At 66.1% G+C, this 18,884-nt stretch carries 15 protein-coding genes; 6 read left to right on the plus strand and 9 right to left on the minus strand.

The window, feature by feature from the left end:
- Nucleotides 1-43: 43 nt before the first annotated feature.
- The 8 genes from MTO99_RS11205 to acpS all read right to left on the minus strand — a co-directional run bounded on the left by MTO99_RS11205 (nt 44) and on the right by acpS (nt 11,324).
- Entirely contained in the window at nt 44-1,102 is a 1,059-nt protein-coding gene (locus MTO99_RS11205) for a glycosyltransferase family 2 protein (RefSeq protein ID WP_243553690.1), read from the minus strand.
- A 4-nt stretch (nt 1,103-1,106) separates the two neighbouring features.
- Nucleotides 1,107-2,225: a DegT/DnrJ/EryC1/StrS family aminotransferase gene (locus MTO99_RS11210; RefSeq protein ID WP_243553691.1), complete on the minus strand. Its 1,119-nt coding sequence runs from the start codon at nt 2,223-2,225 to the stop codon at nt 1,107-1,109.
- Entirely contained in the window at nt 2,222-3,274 is a 1,053-nt protein-coding gene (locus MTO99_RS11215; protein WP_243553692.1) for a Gfo/Idh/MocA family protein, read from the minus strand. Before MTO99_RS11215 ends, MTO99_RS11210 begins: the two co-directional genes overlap by 4 nt.
- Nucleotides 3,275-3,480: 206 nt before the next feature.
- Nucleotides 3,481-7,152 (minus strand): beta-xylosidase family glycoside hydrolase, encoded by a 3,672-nt coding sequence (locus tag MTO99_RS11220; protein ID WP_243553693.1) that lies wholly within the window; start codon nt 7,150-7,152, stop codon nt 3,481-3,483.
- A 234-nt stretch (nt 7,153-7,386) separates the two neighbouring features.
- On the minus strand, nt 7,387-8,052 hold the full coding sequence (locus MTO99_RS11225) for a flavin reductase family protein (protein ID WP_243553694.1): 666 nt from the start codon (nt 8,050-8,052) through the stop codon (nt 7,387-7,389).
- Nucleotides 7,994-9,622, minus strand: coding sequence for a hypothetical protein (locus MTO99_RS11230; protein ID WP_243553695.1), 1,629 nt, complete (start codon nt 9,620-9,622; stop codon nt 7,994-7,996). The genes MTO99_RS11225 and MTO99_RS11230 overlap by 59 nt, the downstream gene beginning before the upstream one ends.
- Before the next feature lie 95 nt (nt 9,623-9,717).
- Nucleotides 9,718-10,680 (minus strand): class-II aminoacyl-tRNA synthetase family protein, encoded by a 963-nt coding sequence (locus MTO99_RS11235; protein ID WP_243553696.1) that lies wholly within the window; start codon nt 10,678-10,680, stop codon nt 9,718-9,720.
- A 185-nt stretch (nt 10,681-10,865) separates the two neighbouring features.
- Complete coding sequence (gene acpS / locus MTO99_RS11240; RefSeq protein ID WP_243553697.1) at nt 10,866-11,324, minus strand: holo-ACP synthase; 459 nt, start codon at nt 11,322-11,324, stop codon at nt 10,866-10,868.
- A 220-nt stretch (nt 11,325-11,544) separates the two neighbouring features.
- Here acpS and MTO99_RS11245 point away from each other — a divergent pair, with 220 nt between their 5' ends.
- Genes MTO99_RS11245 through MTO99_RS11255 form a run of 3 tightly spaced genes read left to right on the plus strand, consistent with a single transcriptional unit; the run spans nt 11,545 to nt 14,309 of the window.
- Entirely contained in the window at nt 11,545-11,808 is a 264-nt protein-coding gene (locus MTO99_RS11245; protein ID WP_243553698.1) for an acyl carrier protein, read from the plus strand.
- A gap of 26 nt (nt 11,809-11,834) precedes the next feature.
- Nucleotides 11,835-13,019: an acyl-CoA dehydrogenase family protein gene (locus MTO99_RS11250; RefSeq protein WP_243553699.1), complete on the plus strand. Its 1,185-nt coding sequence runs from the start codon at nt 11,835-11,837 to the stop codon at nt 13,017-13,019.
- Nucleotides 13,020-13,028: 9 nt separating this feature from the next.
- Nucleotides 13,029-14,309, plus strand: a complete 1,281-nt coding sequence (locus MTO99_RS11255; protein WP_243553700.1) for an ATP-grasp domain-containing protein — start codon at nt 13,029-13,031, stop codon at nt 14,307-14,309.
- A 176-nt stretch (nt 14,310-14,485) separates the two neighbouring features.
- On the opposite strand, the gene MTO99_RS11260 is transcribed toward MTO99_RS11255, so the two are convergent.
- Complete coding sequence (locus MTO99_RS11260; protein WP_243553701.1) at nt 14,486-14,911, minus strand: VanZ family protein; 426 nt, start codon at nt 14,909-14,911, stop codon at nt 14,486-14,488.
- A 321-nt stretch (nt 14,912-15,232) separates the two neighbouring features.
- Here MTO99_RS11260 and MTO99_RS11265 point away from each other — a divergent pair, with 321 nt between their 5' ends.
- The 3 genes from MTO99_RS11265 to MTO99_RS11275 all read left to right on the plus strand — a co-directional run bounded on the left by MTO99_RS11265 (nt 15,233) and on the right by MTO99_RS11275 (nt 18,875).
- Complete coding sequence (locus MTO99_RS11265) at nt 15,233-16,252, plus strand: malate dehydrogenase (protein ID WP_243553702.1); 1,020 nt, start codon at nt 15,233-15,235, stop codon at nt 16,250-16,252.
- Between the two features lie 139 nt (nt 16,253-16,391).
- Nucleotides 16,392-17,522 carry a dimethylsulfone monooxygenase SfnG gene (gene sfnG / locus MTO99_RS11270; RefSeq protein WP_243553703.1) on the plus strand — a complete coding sequence of 377 codons (1,131 nt, stop codon included), beginning with the start codon at nt 16,392-16,394 and terminating at the stop codon, nt 17,520-17,522.
- 108 nt (nt 17,523-17,630) lie between these two features.
- Nucleotides 17,631-18,875: an acyl-CoA dehydrogenase family protein gene (locus tag MTO99_RS11275; RefSeq protein WP_243553704.1), complete on the plus strand. Its 1,245-nt coding sequence runs from the start codon at nt 17,631-17,633 to the stop codon at nt 18,873-18,875.
- The last annotated feature ends 9 nt before the right edge of the window (nt 18,876-18,884 follow it).

The raw sequence follows: 18,884 nt of genomic DNA on the forward strand, positions 1-18,884 counted from the left end.
GAGAGCCCCTCGGTCGGCGGCGTGATCTGAGCGGTGTGCATCTTCAGGCTCCGATCAGTCGCCATCTCCACCACCGCCTACGGTCGTCGATTCGTCGTTGCACCTTTCGGAGGCGTTCTCTCATCGTCGCCCGCGCGAGCGCTCCCTTCCTGGCGGCCTCGAGCTCGCGCCAACCGGGTCGATTCGCGATGCCCGGATCGATCCGTTGTGCCAAGCGCTGTGCCTCGGTGACCGCGTCGGCATCTGGCGGCCGGACCGCAGCCGCCTCGAGGCCGAGCGCCATCGCCTCTTCAGCTGCACGATCGATGAGTACGGGACGCAGACTCGCGACATCCACTGTTTCCGCGCTTACGTCGAGGAATCTCGAGTACGCACGAAACCGTTCTTCGAGGTCGCGAGCACCCGTGAACGCGCCGGACAGATTGGAGCCATGATCCCGATGGAATGCCTGGTCCGGGCCGTTGATGTGTCCCACGTCGGAAATAGCCGCGATCCGCAACCACATCTCGAGATCATGGGTGTGCGGGAAGTCGGCGTCATAGCCGCCAACGGCATGCTGTACCGATGTTCGAACAACGGCCTCCGGGCTGCTGATCGAGTTCCATCCGAGTCGGAACTGCGCTCGCAGCCATTCCTCGCCCGACCAGATCGACCAGCTCACTGGCCGCTCGCGCCACCGCGGAATCTCCCCACTGAAACTCGATGTATGGCCGTAGACGAGGCCGACCTGCGGGTTCGCCGCCATCAGCGCAGTCGCTCGCGCGAGCGCGCCTGGCGCAAGCGCGTCGTCGGCCGATATCAAGACGAGATACTCCGCCTCGACGAGCGAGATCCCGTGGTTGAACGTCGCGACGGCGCCCTCGTTGCGTTCGTGGTGCACCGCCCGAACACGAGGGTTCTGTGCCGCCAGCATCTGTGCGACCTGCCACGAGCCATCCGTAGAGCAGTCATCGACGATGATCACGGACGCCTCTACATGCGGCTGCCCGAGCACGCTCCTCACGCAGTCCGGAAGATACTTCCCATAGTTGTAGCAGGGGACCACCGCGGTCACGGTCGGTGAAAGCGGGGTCTTCCGTCGGATTGGAATGCGGAATCGCATGTCCTCAGCCTCGCGCCACCACGCGTGCGAGCACGCTGACGACGCGTTCCTGCTGGTCCGTCGTCAGGTGCGGGAACATCGGGAGCGAGAGGATGCGGCGTGCCGCCGCCTCGGCGACCGGGAACGCTCCTGCGCTGTATCCGAGTCCCCCGTACGCGGCCGTGAGATGCAACGGTGTCGGGTAATGGATCGCGCTGCCGATTCCCGCGGCACCCAGTTCGGCGTGTACACGGTCACGCTCATCGACTTGCACGACGAAGAGGTGCCACACGTCGGCATTGCCCGGTCGCACCTTCGGGGTACGCACCTCCAGGATCTCTGCCAGCAACTCCGAGTAGTGATCAGCTCTGGCGCGCCGGGCGGCGTTCCACCTATCGAGCCGACGGAGCTTGGACCGGAGAACGGCTGCCTGGATCGCGTCAAGCCTGGAGTTCTGCCCCGCACGATCGTGGACGTACTTCGTCGAGCTGCCGTGTGTCGAGTAGTTTCGGACGAATGCCGCCAGGGTGTCATCGTCGGTGAGCACGGCGCCTGCGTCGCCGGCCGCCCCCAGGTTCTTGCCCGGATAGAAGCTCGTGGCCGCGATCGCGCCCAGAGTCCCCGCCCGTCCGGCAGCGGAGTCCGCGCCCTGCGACTGAGCCGCGTCTTCAACGATGTGGATGCCGTGACGGCGGGCGGTGGGCGTGATGCGATCGAGCGGAGCGGTCTGCCCATATAGGTGAACTGGGATGACGGCCCGTGTCCGTGGCGTGATCGCCGCTTCGAACGCCGCCGGGTCCATGAGGAGGTAGTCCGAGTCGACATCCACGAAGACCGGGGTCGCACCGACTACCGTAACCGCCTCCGCCGTCGCGATGAACGTGTTGACCGGGATGATCACTTCGTCCCCACGGCCGATCCCAAGCGCCCTGAGCGAGAGTTCGAGTGCGTCCGTTCCGTTGCCGACACCGATGCAGTGGGCGACGCCGATGTACTCGGCGTACTCGCGCTCGAACGCGGCGACCTCTGAGCCTCCGATGAACGACGCCGCCGCGAACTGGGCATGCAGCACGGGAAGGACTTCGTCGGCGATCTCCGCTTGCTGCGCGGGCAGATCCAGGAACGGGACCGCCGCGACGCTCACGAGAGCTCCTCGACGAGGACGCCCGGCCGCTGTCGAGTGCCCGTAGCAAGACTCCGAGCGGCCGCATCGAGCGTGGCGAGCACGCGCAATCCGGCATGGCCGTCAGTGCGGGGCCGCCGTCGTTCTTGGATCGCTCCGGCGAACTCGGCAACCATCGCCTCGAGCGCCTCACGCTCCTTGAGAGCGGGTGACCATGTGTCCCCGAGCCGATATGAGACAAGGGCGGCACGGCGATCCGCCTGAGCGAGCGAAGGATCCGCGAAATCAATCCCGCGGTCGTACACGCTGATGCGCTGTTGAGGGTTGAGATCGTCCCAAACGAGCGTACGGCGTGAGCCCCCGATGACCATCTGTCGGATCTTCGTGGGGCTGAGCCAGTTCACGTGCGCGTGGCCGATGGCCCCGTTGAGCAGTTCCATCGAAAGATAGCCGACGCATGCTTTGCCGGCTCCCAACGGGTCGGCACCCACTGCCGTCACGGATACCGGATCCAGGCCCCCTGGGAGAAGGAAATCCATGATCGACAGATCATGAGGGGCAAGATCCCAGAACACATCGACGTCCGGCTGGATGAGTCCGAGATTGATGCGGACGGAGTCGATATAGAGAATGTCGCCGAGGTGTCCGTCCGAGATGAGCTCTCGCATCTTGAGTACCGCTGGCGTATAGCAGTACGTGTGATCAGTCATGAGGGTCACGCCGGCCGCATCAGCGGCTGCCACCATCTCGTTCGCGCGGTCGACGCTGTCCGCCAGCGGCTTCTCCACCACGACGTGTTTGCCTGCCTCCATGGCCGCCATCGCGATCCCGTAGTGAGTCCGCGCTGGAGTTGCAACGGCAATGGCATCGACCGCAGGATCGGCGAGGACCTCGGCGATGGACGTCGTCACACGCGCGCCACCGAGCCGCATGGCCAGTGCGTTCGCCCGGTCGCCATCGAGATCGCATATCGATTCGAGGCGCCAGTGCGGACTGTACTGGAAATTGCGGGCGAGGTTGGGCCCCCAGTAGCCGGCGCCGACGACTGCCACTCCGAGTTCGTTGGTCATACAGGCGCCTTCCTCGGGCGAAGTTCGGGTTCTCGACGACACCCGGGTTGTCAGGTCGGGCCCGCGCCGCCAGGGATGAGCGCACATGCCGTCGTCGGGACGAGGACAGATACAAAATGTGTCATAGTCGGCTCAGTGATTCACGCCCCACTTCGGGGGCGACCATCGCAAGCCGCGCATCCCCGTCGTACCCGAGCGTCATGCAACTACGGAACGGTGACGGTGACGTTCTTGATGGTGGCCACGATGATGCCTGAACCGTTGCCCGTGACGATCGCGACCCGTGGACTGGACACAGTACGGGAGACCGTGCCCACGGTCGTCCACGTCAACCCGGAGTTCGTCGAGAACGACCCGGTCACCGTCGATCCATCCGTCGTGAACCGCAGCAATATCGAGGTCGCGGAGGTCAGCTGAGACGCAACGATGCTGCCGACGCCGTCCACCTCGTTGTCCAGGATCACACTCTGCCCGCCGACTCCCGGGAAGTTGTTCCTCGTGAGCTCGATGTAGTCGTCATCATCGCCGTACAGGACCAGACTCGCCTTGTTGTAATCCAGCGTCGGGTTGAAGTCCAGCGACAACACCACACTCGACCAGTCCGTCGAGATCGGATGGAACAGGCTGTTCACCGAGCTGTTCCAGCCGCCACCCCGACTCCAGATATCACCCGAAGCGATCGGCACACGCAGCCCCGCAGCCGAATACGCCAATCCCGCGCCCTCGGTATTCCGAACCGCACCGGCAGCCGTCTCAGCCAGGAAGCTCCACCCATCACCGACCAATGCCGCACGATCCGCATACCCGGTGAAATCGAACACCCCAGACCCACCAGCCGGCTCAGGCTCCGGCTCCGGCTCCGGCTCCGGCTCCGGCTCCGGTTCCGGTTCCGGTTCCTCGCCATCGGTGACGGTGACGGTGACGTTCTTGATGGTGGCCACGATGATGCCTGAACCGTTGCCCGTGACGATCGCGACCCGTGGACTGGACACAGTACGGGAGACCGTGCCCACGGTCGTCCACGTCAACCCGGAGTTCGTCGAGAACGACCCGGTCACCGTCGATCCATCCGTCGTGAACCGCAGCAATATCGAGGTCGCGGAGGTCAGCTGAGACGCAACGATGCTGCCGACGCCGTCCACCTCGTTGTCCAGGATCACACTCTGCCCGCCGACTCCCGGGAAGTTGTTCCTCGTGAGCTCGATGTAGTCGTCATCATCGCCGTACAGGACCAGACTCGCCTTGTTGTAATCCAGCGTCGGGTTGAAGTCCAGCGACAACACCACACTCGACCAGTCCGTCGAGATCGGATGGAACAGGCTGTTCACCGAGCTGTTCCAGCCGCCACCCCGACTCCAGATATCACCCGAAGCGATCGGCACACGCAGCCCCGCAGCCGAATACGCCAATCCCGCGCCCTCGGTATTCCGAACCGCACCGGCAGCCGTCTCAGCCAGGAAGCTCCACCCATCACCGACCAATGCCGCACGATCCGCATACCCGGTGAAATCGAACACCCCAGACCCACCAGCCGGCTCAGGCTCCGGCTCCGGCTCCGGCTCCGGCTCCGGCTCCGGCTCCGGCTCAGGCTCCGGCTCCGGCTCCGGCTCGGTTGCTGTCACGATCACCTGCGAGAACGTCGCGTTCGCCACCGCGCTATCGCCCGAGATGTCCCCGCCTGCGATCAACCCCAGCCTGGCGTTCGCGACGCTGTGCGCAACCTCGCCGACCGGAATCCAGGTGCTTCCGTCAACCGAGTAGGTCGCGGTGATGAGTTCGCCGTTCCGGTCCATGCGGAGGCGGAAATCGCTCGGTGCCGCCGCTATCGACGCGACATCGGTCGCGCGACCGGCAGTCTCGCTCGAGAGATTCACGATGTTCCAGTTCGAGTACCCGCGAATGAGCTGCACGTAGTTGTCGTCGTCACCGTAGATGAGGAGACCGGCCTGCGCGAAGTTCGTCCACGGAGCGAAATCCGGGACCGCGACCTCCACCCTCGTCCAGTTCGCCGGAAGTGCGCGAAACGCGGTGTTCCGAGAGTCGTTCCACGTCGTCTCCCAGAGCGTCGCGTCGATAGTGGGCACCCGCACGCCGGTGGGGTAGTACGCGACCGCCCCCGGCCCCGAGGTGATCTCGGTGTCGCGCACCTCCCCGGCAGCGGTCGTAGCGAGATAGCTCCAACCGTCGGCGAGGAACTCGGCACGACTGATGTAGTCCAAGTTGAAGACCTGCGTGCCGGTCGGAGCGACGTTGAACGACACCTCGATCGAGCGCGAACCTGAAGCCGGTGCGTCCGCGGCGACGGTGACGGTACCCGAATAGGTTCCCGCCGTAAGTCCCGCAGGATCGGCCGTGATGGTCAGTTCGCCCCCGCCCGAGCCGGTTGCGGGGCTGACCGACAACCAGCTGGTGCCACCGGCGCTCGCGTCCCACGAGACGGGGCCGGTGCCGGTGCCGGTGCCGGTGCCGTCGATCGAAACCGAGACATCGGTCGTCACGACCGCCGCGTCCGCAGTAGCGTTCAGCGAAACATGTTCCGACTCCACCCGGAGTTGCGCGGTCGGCGAGTACGCCACCACTGCGGTCTGCGTCGCAGTTGTCACCGAAGCCGAGAAGAACAGGATCCGTCGATCGTTCTCCATTCGGAAGGAGAACGGTACGGCGACACCGCCGACCGTTACGTCCCTGACTGCTGGAGAGTCGGTGACGTCCTGAGTGAACGTGACCAGATCCTGAGGTCTGATGAATGCCTCGGAATCACGCGCGCCGACCTCGGGAAGGGCGATTCGACTGAAATCGAAGCTGACCCCATCTGAGGACACGCTCACGTCAGAGATGAATGTGCGGTCCCGCTGAAGGATGTATTTCACGACCGTGCTCACCGGCGCTGCCCAAACGTTCTGGGTCGACGCATAGGCGATCGCGCCGTCGTCATTCGTGTGCTCGTGAAGCACGAGATTCGCCCATTTGCCCTGCGCGACGGCATCGTCGACGATCGTCTTCAGGTCGCCGGGCGGGTACGGCGTGTGTTCATGCGAGTTGTAGCTCTTCAGATTCATGAAATCCGAGGGAGTCGTCGACTCGAGTTCGTTGAAGTTGTACCCGCGTGCGGCGAGGAGGTATCTGGAGGCGATTACTCCAGATTCGAAGTTGCGCACCCCACAAGGCCACGCCATGGACGCGATCTCATCGAGAGAGCCGGCGGCCGCCGCGGCAGCCTCCAAGTTGTCGGTGATCTGGGAAATGACGTAGCCCGCGTCCTTGATCACGCACTCGTGCGACGCGAGATGCACGCCGAGTTCCATCCCCGCGTCGTGCAGCGCCGGATAGTAGGAAGGGGCCGCCCAGCCGTTCATCACGAACGTCCCCGTGAGGCCTGCGGCCATAAGCGTCGAGGCGCCTGCCGGATAGCTGTCATCCGTGGTCGAACTGAATGCGCCCCGGTGCGAATCTCTCCAGGTTGCAACGCGGATCGGACCGTCCGGGTTAATCACCGCTGCGACCTCGACGGAACGGGAATCCCCATCTCCAGAGACCACGGTCACGGTGGCATTGTGCACGCCCGCCTCGAGTGACGCGCAGTCCGCCGTCGCGAACAGCTGCGCAGGCGTCGAACCCGCCGATGCATCCAAGTGCAGCCAGCCGTCGCTCGCTGTGGCGGACCAGGTCGCCTGTTCCGCCCACGATACGACGGAGATGCTCTGAGGTGTGTCGCAGGCCTGTCCGGCATCCGCATGGAAAACGATCTGAGAAGGTGTGACGTCGAGCCTCTCCGGCCAGTCGGGCTGCTCGACGGTGTAGCCATCCGCTGCAGCAGCCCGCTCAGCCGTCACGGAGCCGGCGACTGCCGTTGCCGCGACGACCAAGAGCGTCAGCACCCCGATTCCGATCGGCCGAATTCTCCGTGACAATGCAGGCCGACTCATGGTGCGCCCTCTCTCCACCCGAATCGCGGCCTCGCGGAGCTACCGCACGTCGGCGTAGCCGTGACTCGCCCCGCGCGGTCGGGTATCACTCGCCGGGGGAGGATCGCACTTGCGATGCCTACAAGCTTGTATATCGAAGCGCGCTCCCCGTCGCGCGCCCCAGATCGGGTGACGCCGGCTCGCCGCCTATTCCCCGATACGCGAGATCTCGCTGAGTTCGTGCCATTGGCGGTTGTGGTAGACGAGCGGATGCACGGACTCTGCGTCACTCTCGCCGGGAGTGCTCGCCTCCAAAGCGTGAACGACGACCACGACGGAACCGCCGGCGTCCAGGAGATGAACGATACGTCCGCGAACCCAGGTATGCGCCGAGTGGAACCGCGGCTCCCCGGTGTCGAGCCTTTCCCAGGCTGTCGTGTCTGCGAACCGATCGGCGCCGCTCATCGAACAGAGCCGGGCGAGCGCGAGATCCTCGCTACGAAGCAGGTGCACCACGACAGTCTCTGCCGCAAGGATGAACGGAGTCGATGAGGACATCCGGGACAACGAGAACACCAGCAGGGGAGGCTCGGCACTCACCGAGAAGACCGATGTCGCGGTCAGCGCGACCGGCCCGCTCCCAGGGTCGGCGGTGACGACGGCGACGCCAGCAGCATGATTCCTGAATGCGAGCTTGAACCGCGTGGAATCGAGACCGGGCTCGTCGATCTCCGCAACTGCCACATCGATGGTCGTATCGACCGCGACATCAGTAACCCCCATCGCAACCACTCCCTTCATGTCTGCCTGCTCCCTATACCCCTGTTGGGACTGCCCGGTCCCGGCTCGGCCGCACTGATCGTTGACGAGCATCCGTACCAGTGGCTTCCTCGACCGCGTCTTCGAGTTCACGGTCGAGCGCGTCCATCACGCTCTCGAACGCCAGTTGCGAAACGAGAGAGTGGTCTGCGCGCTCGTCGAGAAGGACGTCGATCCGGCGTCCGCGCTTGCGGAGCCGTTCGGATGCCCTCGCGCCGCGCGCCTTCAGATACCACCCATGGTCGGCCGCGCCGAAAACGAGACGGATGCCCGTCTCGGGCGGAACCGGACCGAGAACCGTCTCCACGAAGTAGTCGCCGATATCGAGCTTCGCGATCGCGAGCTGGAGCGCGTATGGCGTATGCCTCCGGTATACGTGCTTGAGCCGCGCAACGATGCCTCGCGGCGCCGAGGGCGCTGCAGGAACCACCTCGTGATCGGTGAGTACCGGTGCGGCCCCGGCGTCCTCCGCCGCGCGCTTGTTCATCTCATCCCTGAGGAAGAACTGTGGCCAATGCCTGCTCGAGCGACGCCAGGCCAGCATGTTGATCATGACGAGACGCCGAATCGGCACCTTGTCGGCAGCGAGCACGCCGAGCCAGCCGCCGGAGCAGACACCGACCACCGAAACCGGCGAACCCGTGCGATCAGACAACCATCGGACGGAACGTGCGACATCATCGACGGCCGACATGCGAAGCGGGATCGGCACCTCGAAATCCTCGATGTCTTTCGCGTCGCCGACACCACGCCGGTCGGCCCGGAGATTCGGCATTCCGCGCGCGGCCAGGTGACGAGAAGCGGGTGCCCAGAGGCGGTTCACTCCCTTCGCCTCCACCGAGGCTGGGATGAGAAGTGCCGCAACGGGCAACGCGGTCCCGACCGGTGTCGAATACACACCGGGAAGTCGGTCTCGGCCGACCTCCACGAATGTCTGACGAACCTCTGCGCCCGCTTCGCGATCGACCACGACCGTTTCACGGATCGGCTCCCACGGTGGCAGCGCAGCCGGAGGAGATGGGGTGAGCCGCGCGAGGACGGCGTCGATTGCACCATGTGGGTCGCTGCGGAATAGCCGCGCGATCTCAGGGTAGCGACGGAGCACGTCAGCGTCCGTTTCGACGATATGAGTGCCGACCGGAAGTCGTCCAGGCTCGATCGTTCGAGGGTCCACGAGCGCACGGATCGAGTCCGCTCCAACGTCGTCGTAGAACTGACTGCTCAGTTCCACTCCGGTCGAACTGATCGGGAGTGAGTCAGGAAGTGCCAGCTTCCGCAGTACGGCCTGCTGGCGAAGGAAAGCACGCCCACCGATCGGTTCCCACAGCACCCGCGACCCGATCGGCAGCTCCGGCGTTGACGCCAGCACTGCCGCCCCGACTCGCAAACCGATGGCGTCGACACGACCCATCCCCGAGACTGCCGACGCCGCCTCGACTGCCGCGGCGAGGTCATCCCGCCATGCGTCGGCGAGATCCGTCCCTGGCGGCGCTGACTCGGAATCCCCTTGGCCCGTCCAGCTGAATCGAACGACCACGAATCCCCGCCGAGCGCCGATCACGGCGAGGAGCCGAAGGTACTCGTATGTCCAGATGTGTTCATGTGCCAGTGATGGAGCGATCACGACGGCCCCGACGACTCGTCCATCATCCGGCCGGTGTACCCATGCCTCGATGCTGCGACCGGCCGAATGAAGCCAGGTTGGCTCACCTAGTGAGCTCATGGCAACACCGCGGAATCGACCAATCCAAGCTCACTTCGCACACCATCAGGCCAGGCCTCGGGCTCGAATCCGTGTCGGCGCGCGAGCGCCAAGACAATGCGCTCCATGCCGAATGCCGCGCACGCGCTCTGCGCGGGCGTGCCATCAGGAAGCGACAGCGCGAACTCGTCGCCGAAGTGCGTGCCATGGTAATTCGCGGAGGCGATCGCGGTCTCCGTGCCGGGATACACCTCCGTGACCACTTCGAACTTGGCCTCCGCTTCGATCTGGTTTGCGGCAAGCACTACACCGCCGCGTCCGAAGAACGGATCGTTCGCGGGGACGATATCGACGGGCAACTCGAGCGCGCTGAAGATTCCTCTATCGATCTCCAACCAGGTGCGTCGGTGTTCCTTGGCCTGGTCTTCCGTTCCCAGTCGAACGTACTCTCGCATCCGGAAGCTGACGAATCGCATCGGGTCCTCGGACGGCTCGTGCCTGAAGCACTCCCCCGTCATCTCGTACAACCGACCGGCGTCGACGGTCTCGCCCTCGAGATACGCATAGAGCGCGTGGCACGCGGCCGACGCGACCGCCAGACCTGTCGTCGAGAGCATCGATTGCCAGTCACCCCCTTCGTCGTACACGGCGATGAGATCTCGGTATTCGCTCTGACCGCCGGCGAACGAATTGATCGTGCCCAGCAGCTGCGGGAAGGACGCGACGTAGTCCGTCTGCTCCAGCATGCCGACAGCGAACACCGGCGGAAACCGCACAGAGGTAACTTCCGCTGGGAACTCGCGGCGAGCGGTACGTGCGATCAGGGCCGTCAGTCCGTCGTAGACGGCGACAGCCCGCGGCCCGAGGCCCGGAAGAGCGGCGGCCCTCGACGGGAGCAACCACCCGTGTTCCACGAGTCGTGTACGGAACGCTCGGCGCTGCTCGGCGCGAATGTCTTCGAGTGTGTCGGGTCTGGTCATGCGAGTGGTCCTCTCCCCCGTCCGAGTTCGCTTCCTTCGTGGGATCAGGGGCACCGCAGATACGAGCCGAGGCTCCGGAGATCAAGGATGAAGCCGACTGGGAAACGAGTCGGGTTCAGTTCTACCGACCCATCCGGTCTCGCGCCCTCCCCAAATCGGGTGACGCCGATCCGCTCGGAGCAGCTCTACTCGTCGACACCCGACCCCACCGCCGCCGACCTCCGAGTTGCGACAAGCGCCGTCGCGACCGCGAATGCGAATGGCGTCGCGTGGCTGATCGAGACCGAGATCTCCTCGATGCCCTCTCCGAGGGCGAGCGCCTCCGCCGGTGCGGTCAGCCGGACGGTCGGCGCGCCCACGGTATCCGCCAGAATCTCGATGTCGGGCCAGCCGAACGCCTGCTCAGGGCCCCATCGGAGGATCTTGAACACCGCCTCCTTCGCCGCAAACCGGCCAGCCGTGTAGCGGACGACGGATGCATCGGTCACATCGCCGACGATCGACGCTCGCTCCGCGTCGCTCAGAATGCGTCGGAGATATCGGTCTCCGAAATCGACCAAACCTTCGCGGATGTCGATGATGCTCTGCACATCGCACCCGACCCTCACCTGGACCTCCCGTTGCGTCACCCTGTCCGTGCCCATGTTCCGCCCCTTCCGTATGTGAGTCCACCGTGATGGTCCCACCTGGCCGCGACCGTATCCGCACCGAGAGGATCCCTCAAACTGGGGGGCAGGCTGATCGCCTCGCCCGAGTATCCTCAGGCAGGGGATCGCAGCATGCACCGTATCCCCGGCAACCCGTGTGCAAGTGCACCAACCCGAACGCGGCCGTCGCCGCCCTGCACCAAGGCTGGGAGCAACCATGAGCAATTCCATCGACGAAAGGATCCGCAAGGTTCTCGCAGAATACGCGAGGACGCAGATTCCGATCATCGAACTCAGCGATGACGCCGATCTCTATCAGGCCGGCTTCACCTCGCACGCGAGCGTCAACGTCATGCTCGCCCTCGAGGACGCATTCGAGGTTGAGTTCCCCGATGAACTCCTCCGCAAGTCCACCTTCCAGTCCGTCGCGGCCATCCGCGAGGCACTCGAGTCCCTCGGCGTACTCGACGCGGTTCTCTGATTCGACACCCCGAAGAGGACAAGAACATGACAGACATCGCACTGGCGCAGCCGCACACCGCGGAAACGCCCGGAGAACGACTTCTCACGATCGCCGAACGTGTCGGCAAGGAGGTCGCCGGTCCGGCGGCCTACGATGTCGACCGCGAGGCGCGCTTTCCATCCGAAGCATTCGACGCTCTGAAGAAGGAAGGCGTGCTCACCGCCCTGGTGCCCGTTGAGCTCGGCGGCATGGGAGCCACGCTCACGGATATCAGCAACGCGATCCGCGTGCTCGCTCGGTACTGCTCGGCGACGGGCGCTGCGCTGGCAATGCACACGATTGAAATCTTCCTTCTGCTGAAGTACGGCACCACCCCGGCCCTTCGAGCCCTGCTTTCGGAGATCGTCGACAAGCAGTTGCTCATCGCGAACGCGAACAGCGAGGCCGGCCTCGGTGGCGATGTCATGCGCAGTATCGCCGCGCTCGAGCCGGACGGCGACGGCTGGCGGCTCGACAAGCAGTCATACGCGGTCTCGTACGGGCTGAGCGCGGACCTCATCGCGTGCACCGCACGTCGCAATCCAGATGCGGCCGAGACCGACCAAGTGTCGGTGCTCTTCCGCGCAGCGAAATTCAGTCTCGACCCGACGAGCGGCTGGGACACGCTCGGCCTTCGCGGCACGTGCAGCACAGGAATCCATCTCACCGGGCACGTGACCGACGACGACATTTTTCCCGTACCATTCGCGGATATCGCCAATGGCGGCGGCGGTCAGCTTCGACACGTCCTTCTGACCGCCGTATGGACCGGCCTCGCCGAGGCTGCCTTGGAGGAAGCGCACGCCGCTGTACGCGTCTCCGCCCGGCGCAGCATCGGCAAAACCCCCATGTCGGCGATGCGCCTGGCTGAGATGGCGGCAGACGTCCAAGCAGCGCGCAGCACGCTTGCGGAGGCCCTACGCCGTGTGGAGGCGGCGGCGGCCGCCGACGACCTCGAGAACATCGATCTCATCATGACGCTTCGCAACGTCAAGGTGATCACCACCACGACCGCCGTGCATACAGCCACCAAGGCACTCCAGATCTGCAGCATCAACGGTTTCCGCCGCGGCAAGGAGTACCGGCTCGAGCGAGTGATCCGCGACGCTCATGGCGGGCTCATCATGGTGGGCAACGACCGTTACCTCGACGAGAACGCGGAGATGCTCGCCGTCCGGAAATCGATCTGACCGGACCCCATGGCACGACAACCCGACAACGCAGAACTGCCGACGCTCGCGTACGTCTACCATCCGGAATCGTTTGCTCCGTTGTCGATCATCGAGGCAGCAGAGAGTGTCTGCCAGTTGGTCTGGATCGTCGACTCCTCACAGCCTGCAGTGGCCACGCTTCGGCGCCTGTTGGAACGGTTCGGTCCGGTCGTGGATGCCGCCGGCCGGTCCCTCGCAGCGGTCGCGGAGTCCGTGCGAGACCACGCCCCGGACGGCATCGTCTCACTGCACGATGCGGATCTGGTCTGGACAGCGCTCCTGGCCGAACACCTCGGTCTCGCCTTCCACAGCGTCGAAACTGCCATCGCGCTCACGGACAAGCACGTCCAGCGCCGGGCACTCGCGGAGGGTGGGCTTCCCGTTCCGGCCTTCCGTGTGATTCCCGCCGATGCCGACGCGATGACCGTGGCTGGGGTCGCCCGCGAGTTCCCGTTTCCTGCAGTCCTCAAGCCGCGCCGCGGCCAGCAGAGCCGCGATACGCTCCCGATCGAGTCCGGGCCGGAACTGGAGGTCACCGTCCGCGAACTGCGTGCACGACCCGGAACGCCGGCGGAGGAGTACATCCTCGAGGGGTATGTTCCGGACACCGATGCGCCGCTCGGCGGCGAGGGCTTCGCGAACTTCGTCTCGGTCGAGAGTGTTATCGAGAACGGCCGCGTGGCGCATGCCTCGATCAGTGCTCGCACCCCGTTTCGATGGCCATTCCGTGAGACGGGCTATTTCACTCCCAGCGCGCTCTCGCCCGACGTCCGGGCGGACGTTCTGCGCGCCGCTCGCGATGCGGCTCTCGCCGTGGGTGTGACTGTGGGCTGTCTGCACACGGAGATCAAGCTCACCGATGCCGGACCAGTCGTGATCGAGGTCAACGGTCGACCTGGCGGCGGGATGTCCGAGATGCTCGAGCGAGCCTCCGGCTTCAGTATCCTCAGGGCTGCACTTCGTCTCGCGGTTGGTGCGCCCGTCGAGCTCGAGGGGCCCGTCCCCTGCGACCGAATCGGGTATCTCCTCTACGTCTTTCCCCCGTGGGATGCCGGCGTCGTTGATACGGTCGAGGGCTTGTCCGACCTGCGGGCCTTCGACGGAGTCGAAGAGATCGTCCTCGTACGTGGTCCGGGGCAGCGCATCGACTGGCGCGAGGGGTCCGAGGCTCACGTCTTCCACTTCACTGGTACTGCCCGTGATCTCGATGGACTCCGCCGAGTAATCGCCGCGAGTACGACACGCGTGCGGATCAACGGACACGACTGATCCAGCGACGCGTCCCATCAACGAAGGCAGTCGTACCGGCATGCGTAGGCGTGGGCCCCCTCATGGCCACCACCACACCGGTCGTCCTGACCGACAGTCAGCAGGAGGATGGCGTTCGCAGAAGCATCCTCAAAGGCGTCGCGAGAGGCGAAGTTCATCCCGCTCCACGTAGCGCCTCATTCCGACCGCGCCGTACTCATCGTCTTCCGACGCAGCAGTACCGTCGCCAGGACCGCACCGAGGCAGGCACCGAGAGCATTGCTCAGGATGTCCCGAGGGTTGGCGTCGCGGGCGGGGAGCAGGATCTGGGCGAACTCGGCACCCACCGAGAGGGCGACAGCGATCGCGAAGCCGCACCAGAACCGCTCGAACCACGCGACCGCCAGGAAGCCGATGGGGACGAACAAGAGCACGTTGGCGGGAACGTCCAGGTAGGACGGGCGCATCCAATGCCAGCCGACGACATTGAAGAACCAACTGTACACACTGCCGAACGCCGTTCCGATCGTGGGCACGAGGAGCACCGCGAGCGCGCCGCCGACGTAGACGACCAGCGCGACGGTCAGCAGCTTGCGGCTGACCCAGGACGACGGGCTGTGCAAGATGGCTCCGTTCGGACGTGCGTGATGCGACGCGCAGTGCCAGGCATTCCTGCGCCGAGAAGCGCCGGCTCGGGAGGATGCGGCACGGAACGGTCGGGCCGGGGATCCTCGATCCTCGTGTCGCGTGTGGGTGATATCGGGTAGCGACTCGTACCCGACACTGCTGTAATTGTTCTCCGCGCCTGCTGCCTGTCAGATCCACGGCGCTACCACGATAAGAGTCCCAACACCTCAGCGACGCCCCCAAACCGGGGGTCGGACGATCAGCACCACCTCGGCGCACCACCCTCGGTGTCGCGCCCACCGGCGTAGGCTCTGCGCATGGCTGCCACGACACCGGTCACGATCACCATCACGGGCGCCGGAGGCCAGATCGGCTACGCGCTGCTGTTCCGCATCGCGTCGGGCGCGATGCTCGGCGACGACCTACCGGTGCGATTGCGGCTGCTCGAGATCCCGCAGGGGCTGCGCGCGGCCGAGGGCGCGGCGCTCGAGCTGCAGGATGCCGCGTTCCCGCTGCTGCGCGGCGTGGAGATCACCGACGATGCCGCGGTCGGGTTCGAGGGGGCGAACGTGGCGCTGCTGGTCGGCGCGCGACCGCGCGGCCCCGGCATGGAGCGCGGCGATCTGCTCGCCGCGAACGGCGGCATCTTCGGTCCGCAGGGCCGCGCGATCAACGACCATGCCGCCGACGACGTGCGCGTCGTGGTCGTCGGCAACCCCGCGAACACGAACGCGCTCATCGCGCAGGCGAACGCGCCGGATGTCCCGGCCGACCGGTTCACCGCCCTCACCCGTCTCGACCACAACCGCGCGCTCGGCCAGCTCGCGGCCGCGGTCGACAGCCCGGTCGGCGAGATCCGGGACGTCACGATCTGGGGCAACCACTCGGCGACCCAGTTCCCGGATGTCTCGCACGCGACCGCGGGCGGCGATCCGGTGCTCGGGGTGCTCGCGGCACGGCTCGGCGGCGCCGATGCCGCCCACGAGTGGCTCGTCGACGAGTTCATCCCTCGGGTCGCGAAGCGCGGCGCCGAGATCATCGAGGTGCGCGGTTCGTCGTCGGTCGCGTCGGCGGCATCGGCGACGATCGATCACGTGCACGATTGGGTGCTCGGCACCGGCGAGCGCGGGTGGACGAGCGCGGCGGTGGTGTCGGATGGCTCGTACGGCGTGCCCGAGGGCCTCGTGTCGTCGTTCCCGGTGACGAGCGACGGTACGGGTTGGCGCATCGTGCCGGGGCTCGAGCTCGACGAGTTCGCGCGGCACCGGATCGAGGCATCCGTCGCCGAACTCGAGGACGAGCGCAGCGCGGTGCGCGACCTCGGCCTCGTGCCCTGAGCGGGCCGTATCGAGGCCCCTCCCCTACCCCGACACATCCCGCAACGAAGGGTCATCCTCGGCAACAACGCTGGCCCGCGGCATCCGCCCCCGCCTAGCGTGACCGGCATCCGCATCGATCCACCGTGAGGAGCCGACCGTGTCGCAGAACAGCCTGATCCACGAGCCGCTGAAGTTCGCCTACTGGGTGCCGAACGTCTCGGGCGGGCTCGTGGTGTCGAACATCGAGCAGCGCACCGACTGGTCCTACGACTACAACGTGCGGCTGGCGCAGACCGCCGAGCGCGTCGGCTTCGAGTACGCGCTCTCGCAGGTGCGCTACCTGTCGAGCTACGGCGCGGCGCAGCAGCACGAGTCGACGTCGATCTCGCTGGCCCTCCTGCTCGCGACCGAGAAGCTGAAGGTCATCGCGGCCGTGCACCCGGGGCTCTGGGAGCCGGCCGTGCTCGCGAAGTTCATCCTCACCGCCGACCAGTTCTCGAAGGGCCGCGCCGCGGTCAACGTCGTGAGCGGCTGGTTCAAGGACGAGTACACGAAGCTCGCCCTGCCGTGGCTCGAGCACGACGAACGCTACCGTCGGTCGGCGGAGTTCATCGAGGTGCTGCGCGGGCTCTGGACGCAGGAGAACTTCGAGTTCGCGGGCGACTTCTACCGCGTCGACGACTTCACGCTGCGCCCCGGGCCGTACCCCGTCGAAGGCCGCGCCCACCCCGAGATCTTCCAGGGCGGCAACTCGACCGCCGCGCGGTTCAACGGCGGCGCGCACGCCGACTGGTACTTCTCGAACGGCAAGGACTTCGACGGCTTCACCGAGCAGTACGACGACGTCACCCGCATCGCCGCCGAGCACGGGCGCACCGTGCGGTTCGGCCTCAACGGGTTCGCGATCGTGCGCGACACCGAAGCCGAGGCGCGCGAGCAGTTGCGCGAGATCATCGCCCAGGCCGACGAGGCATCGGTCGAGGGGTTCCGCCGCTCGGTGCAGCAGGCCGGCCCCTCCACGCACGACAAGAAGGGCATGTGGGCCGACTCCACCTTCGAAGACCTGGTGCAGTACAACGACGGGTTCCGCACCCAGCTCATCGGCGAACCCGAGCAGGTCGCCCGGCGCATCATCGCGTACAAGCAGCGCGGGGTGAACCTCCTCCTGCTCGGCTTCCTGCACTTCATCGAGGAGGTCGAGCGGTTCGGCACCGAAGTGATCCCGATCGTGCGCGAACTCGAGGCCGAACTCGACCGCACGGGGGCCGTCGACCCGGTCGCCGTCTGAGCGCATCGGCGAGGCGAGCCGCGCCTCGCCGCAGACGTCCCGACGTCGACGGCTGGACCCCGTCGACGCAGGGCGAACCCACTGATCAGCGACACCGAAAGGACGATCATGACTCTGACATCAGCGACGCCCGACGTCGTCACCGACCGTTGGCGAGGCGCGGCCCGACCACAGACTAGCGCCGAGTGGCTGGTGCGTGCCGAGGAGGTCTCCGACATCCTGGCCGCCGACGCGGTCGAGCGCGACCGAGCCGGCGGCACCCCGCGGGCCGAGGTCGAACTGCTCAAGGCGTCGGGCCTCGTGACGCTGCTCGGCCCCGTCGAGCACGGCGGCGGCGGGCAGCGATGGGAGACCGCGTACCGCGTGATCCGCATCATCGCCCGCGGCGACGGCTCGATCGGCCAGCTCCTCGGATACCACTACCTCTGGGCGTGGGCGGCACGCCTCGTCGCCACCGACGAGCAGATCGCCGCGGTCGAGGAGGCGTACACCGCGGGCAACCTGTTCTTCGGCGGCGCGGTCAACCCGCGCGACGCCGACCTCGTCATCACCGAGGACGGCGACGAGCTCGTGTTCAACGGCCGCAAGTCGTTCTCGACCGGTGGCGTCGTCTCCGACCTGACGGTGCTCGAGGGAGTGCTCGACGGCACCGACACCCACATCTTCGCGATCGTGCCCACCGACCAGGAGGGCATCGTGTTCGCGCACGACTGGGACAACCTCGGGCAGCGCCTCACCGAGTCGGGCGCGGTCGAGATCCGCGACGTGCGGGTGCCGTGGTCGCAGGCCGCGGGCTTCGTCGACCGCGAGTTCGTGCCACTGGTCTACAACACCTGGAACGTGCCCGCGATCCAGCTCGTGTTCGCGAACTTCTACCTCGGCATCGCCGAGGGGGCGCTGCGCACCGCAACCGGGTACACCCGGTCGCACACCCGGGCGTGGCCATACGGCGGCGACGACAAGGCGCGGGCCACCGAGGAGTGGTACATCCTCGAGGGGTACGGGCAGCTGCAGTCCAAGCTCTGGGCCGACGCGGCGCTCATCGACCAGGTGGGCGCCGAGATCAGCGCCGAACTGCATGCGCCGCGCGAGGAGACCACGCCGTACCGTCGTGGCGAGCTCGCGGTGCGCATCGCCGCGGCGAAGCTGCGCATCGTCGAAGACGGCCTCGAGACGGCGACGAAGATCTTCGAGCTCACCGGCGCCCGGGCGAGCGCCAACTCGGTCGGCCTCGACATCTTCTGGCGCAACCTGCGCACGCACAGCCTGCACGACCCGATCCCGTACAAGAAGCGCGAGGTCGGCATCCACGCCCTGCTCGGCGAACTGCCCGAGCCCACCTGGTACACCTGACCGACGCGG

The organism is Agromyces larvae (genome assembly GCF_022811705.1).
Taxonomy (GTDB): Bacteria; Actinomycetota; Actinomycetes; order Actinomycetales; family Microbacteriaceae; genus Agromyces; species Agromyces larvae.

What these genes read in the sequence shown, in the direction of transcription:
- MTO99_RS11255 (WP_243553700.1), top strand. Translation starts at nt 13,029, where the DNA reads ATGGCACGACAACCCGACAACGCAGAACTGCCGACGCTCGCGTACGTC.
- MTO99_RS11245 (WP_243553698.1), top strand. Translation starts at nt 11,545, where the DNA reads ATGAGCAATTCCATCGACGAAAGGATCCGCAAGGTTCTCGCAGAATAC.
- MTO99_RS11235 (WP_243553696.1), bottom strand. Translation starts at nt 10,680, where the DNA reads ATGACCAGACCCGACACACTCGAAGACATTCGCGCCGAGCAGCGCCGA.
- MTO99_RS11250 (WP_243553699.1), top strand. Translation starts at nt 11,835, where the DNA reads ATGACAGACATCGCACTGGCGCAGCCGCACACCGCGGAAACGCCCGGA.
- acpS (WP_243553697.1), bottom strand. Translation starts at nt 11,324, where the DNA reads ATGGGCACGGACAGGGTGACGCAACGGGAGGTCCAGGTGAGGGTCGGG.
- MTO99_RS11205 (WP_243553690.1), bottom strand. Translation starts at nt 1,102, where the DNA reads ATGCGATTCCGCATTCCAATCCGACGGAAGACCCCGCTTTCACCGACC.
- MTO99_RS11225 (WP_243553694.1), bottom strand. Translation starts at nt 8,052, where the DNA reads ATGCTCGTCAACGATCAGTGCGGCCGAGCCGGGACCGGGCAGTCCCAA.
- MTO99_RS11265 (WP_243553702.1), top strand. Translation starts at nt 15,233, where the DNA reads ATGGCTGCCACGACACCGGTCACGATCACCATCACGGGCGCCGGAGGC.
- MTO99_RS11275 (WP_243553704.1), top strand. Translation starts at nt 17,631, where the DNA reads ATGACTCTGACATCAGCGACGCCCGACGTCGTCACCGACCGTTGGCGA.
- MTO99_RS11215 (WP_243553692.1), bottom strand. Translation starts at nt 3,274, where the DNA reads ATGACCAACGAACTCGGAGTGGCAGTCGTCGGCGCCGGCTACTGGGGG.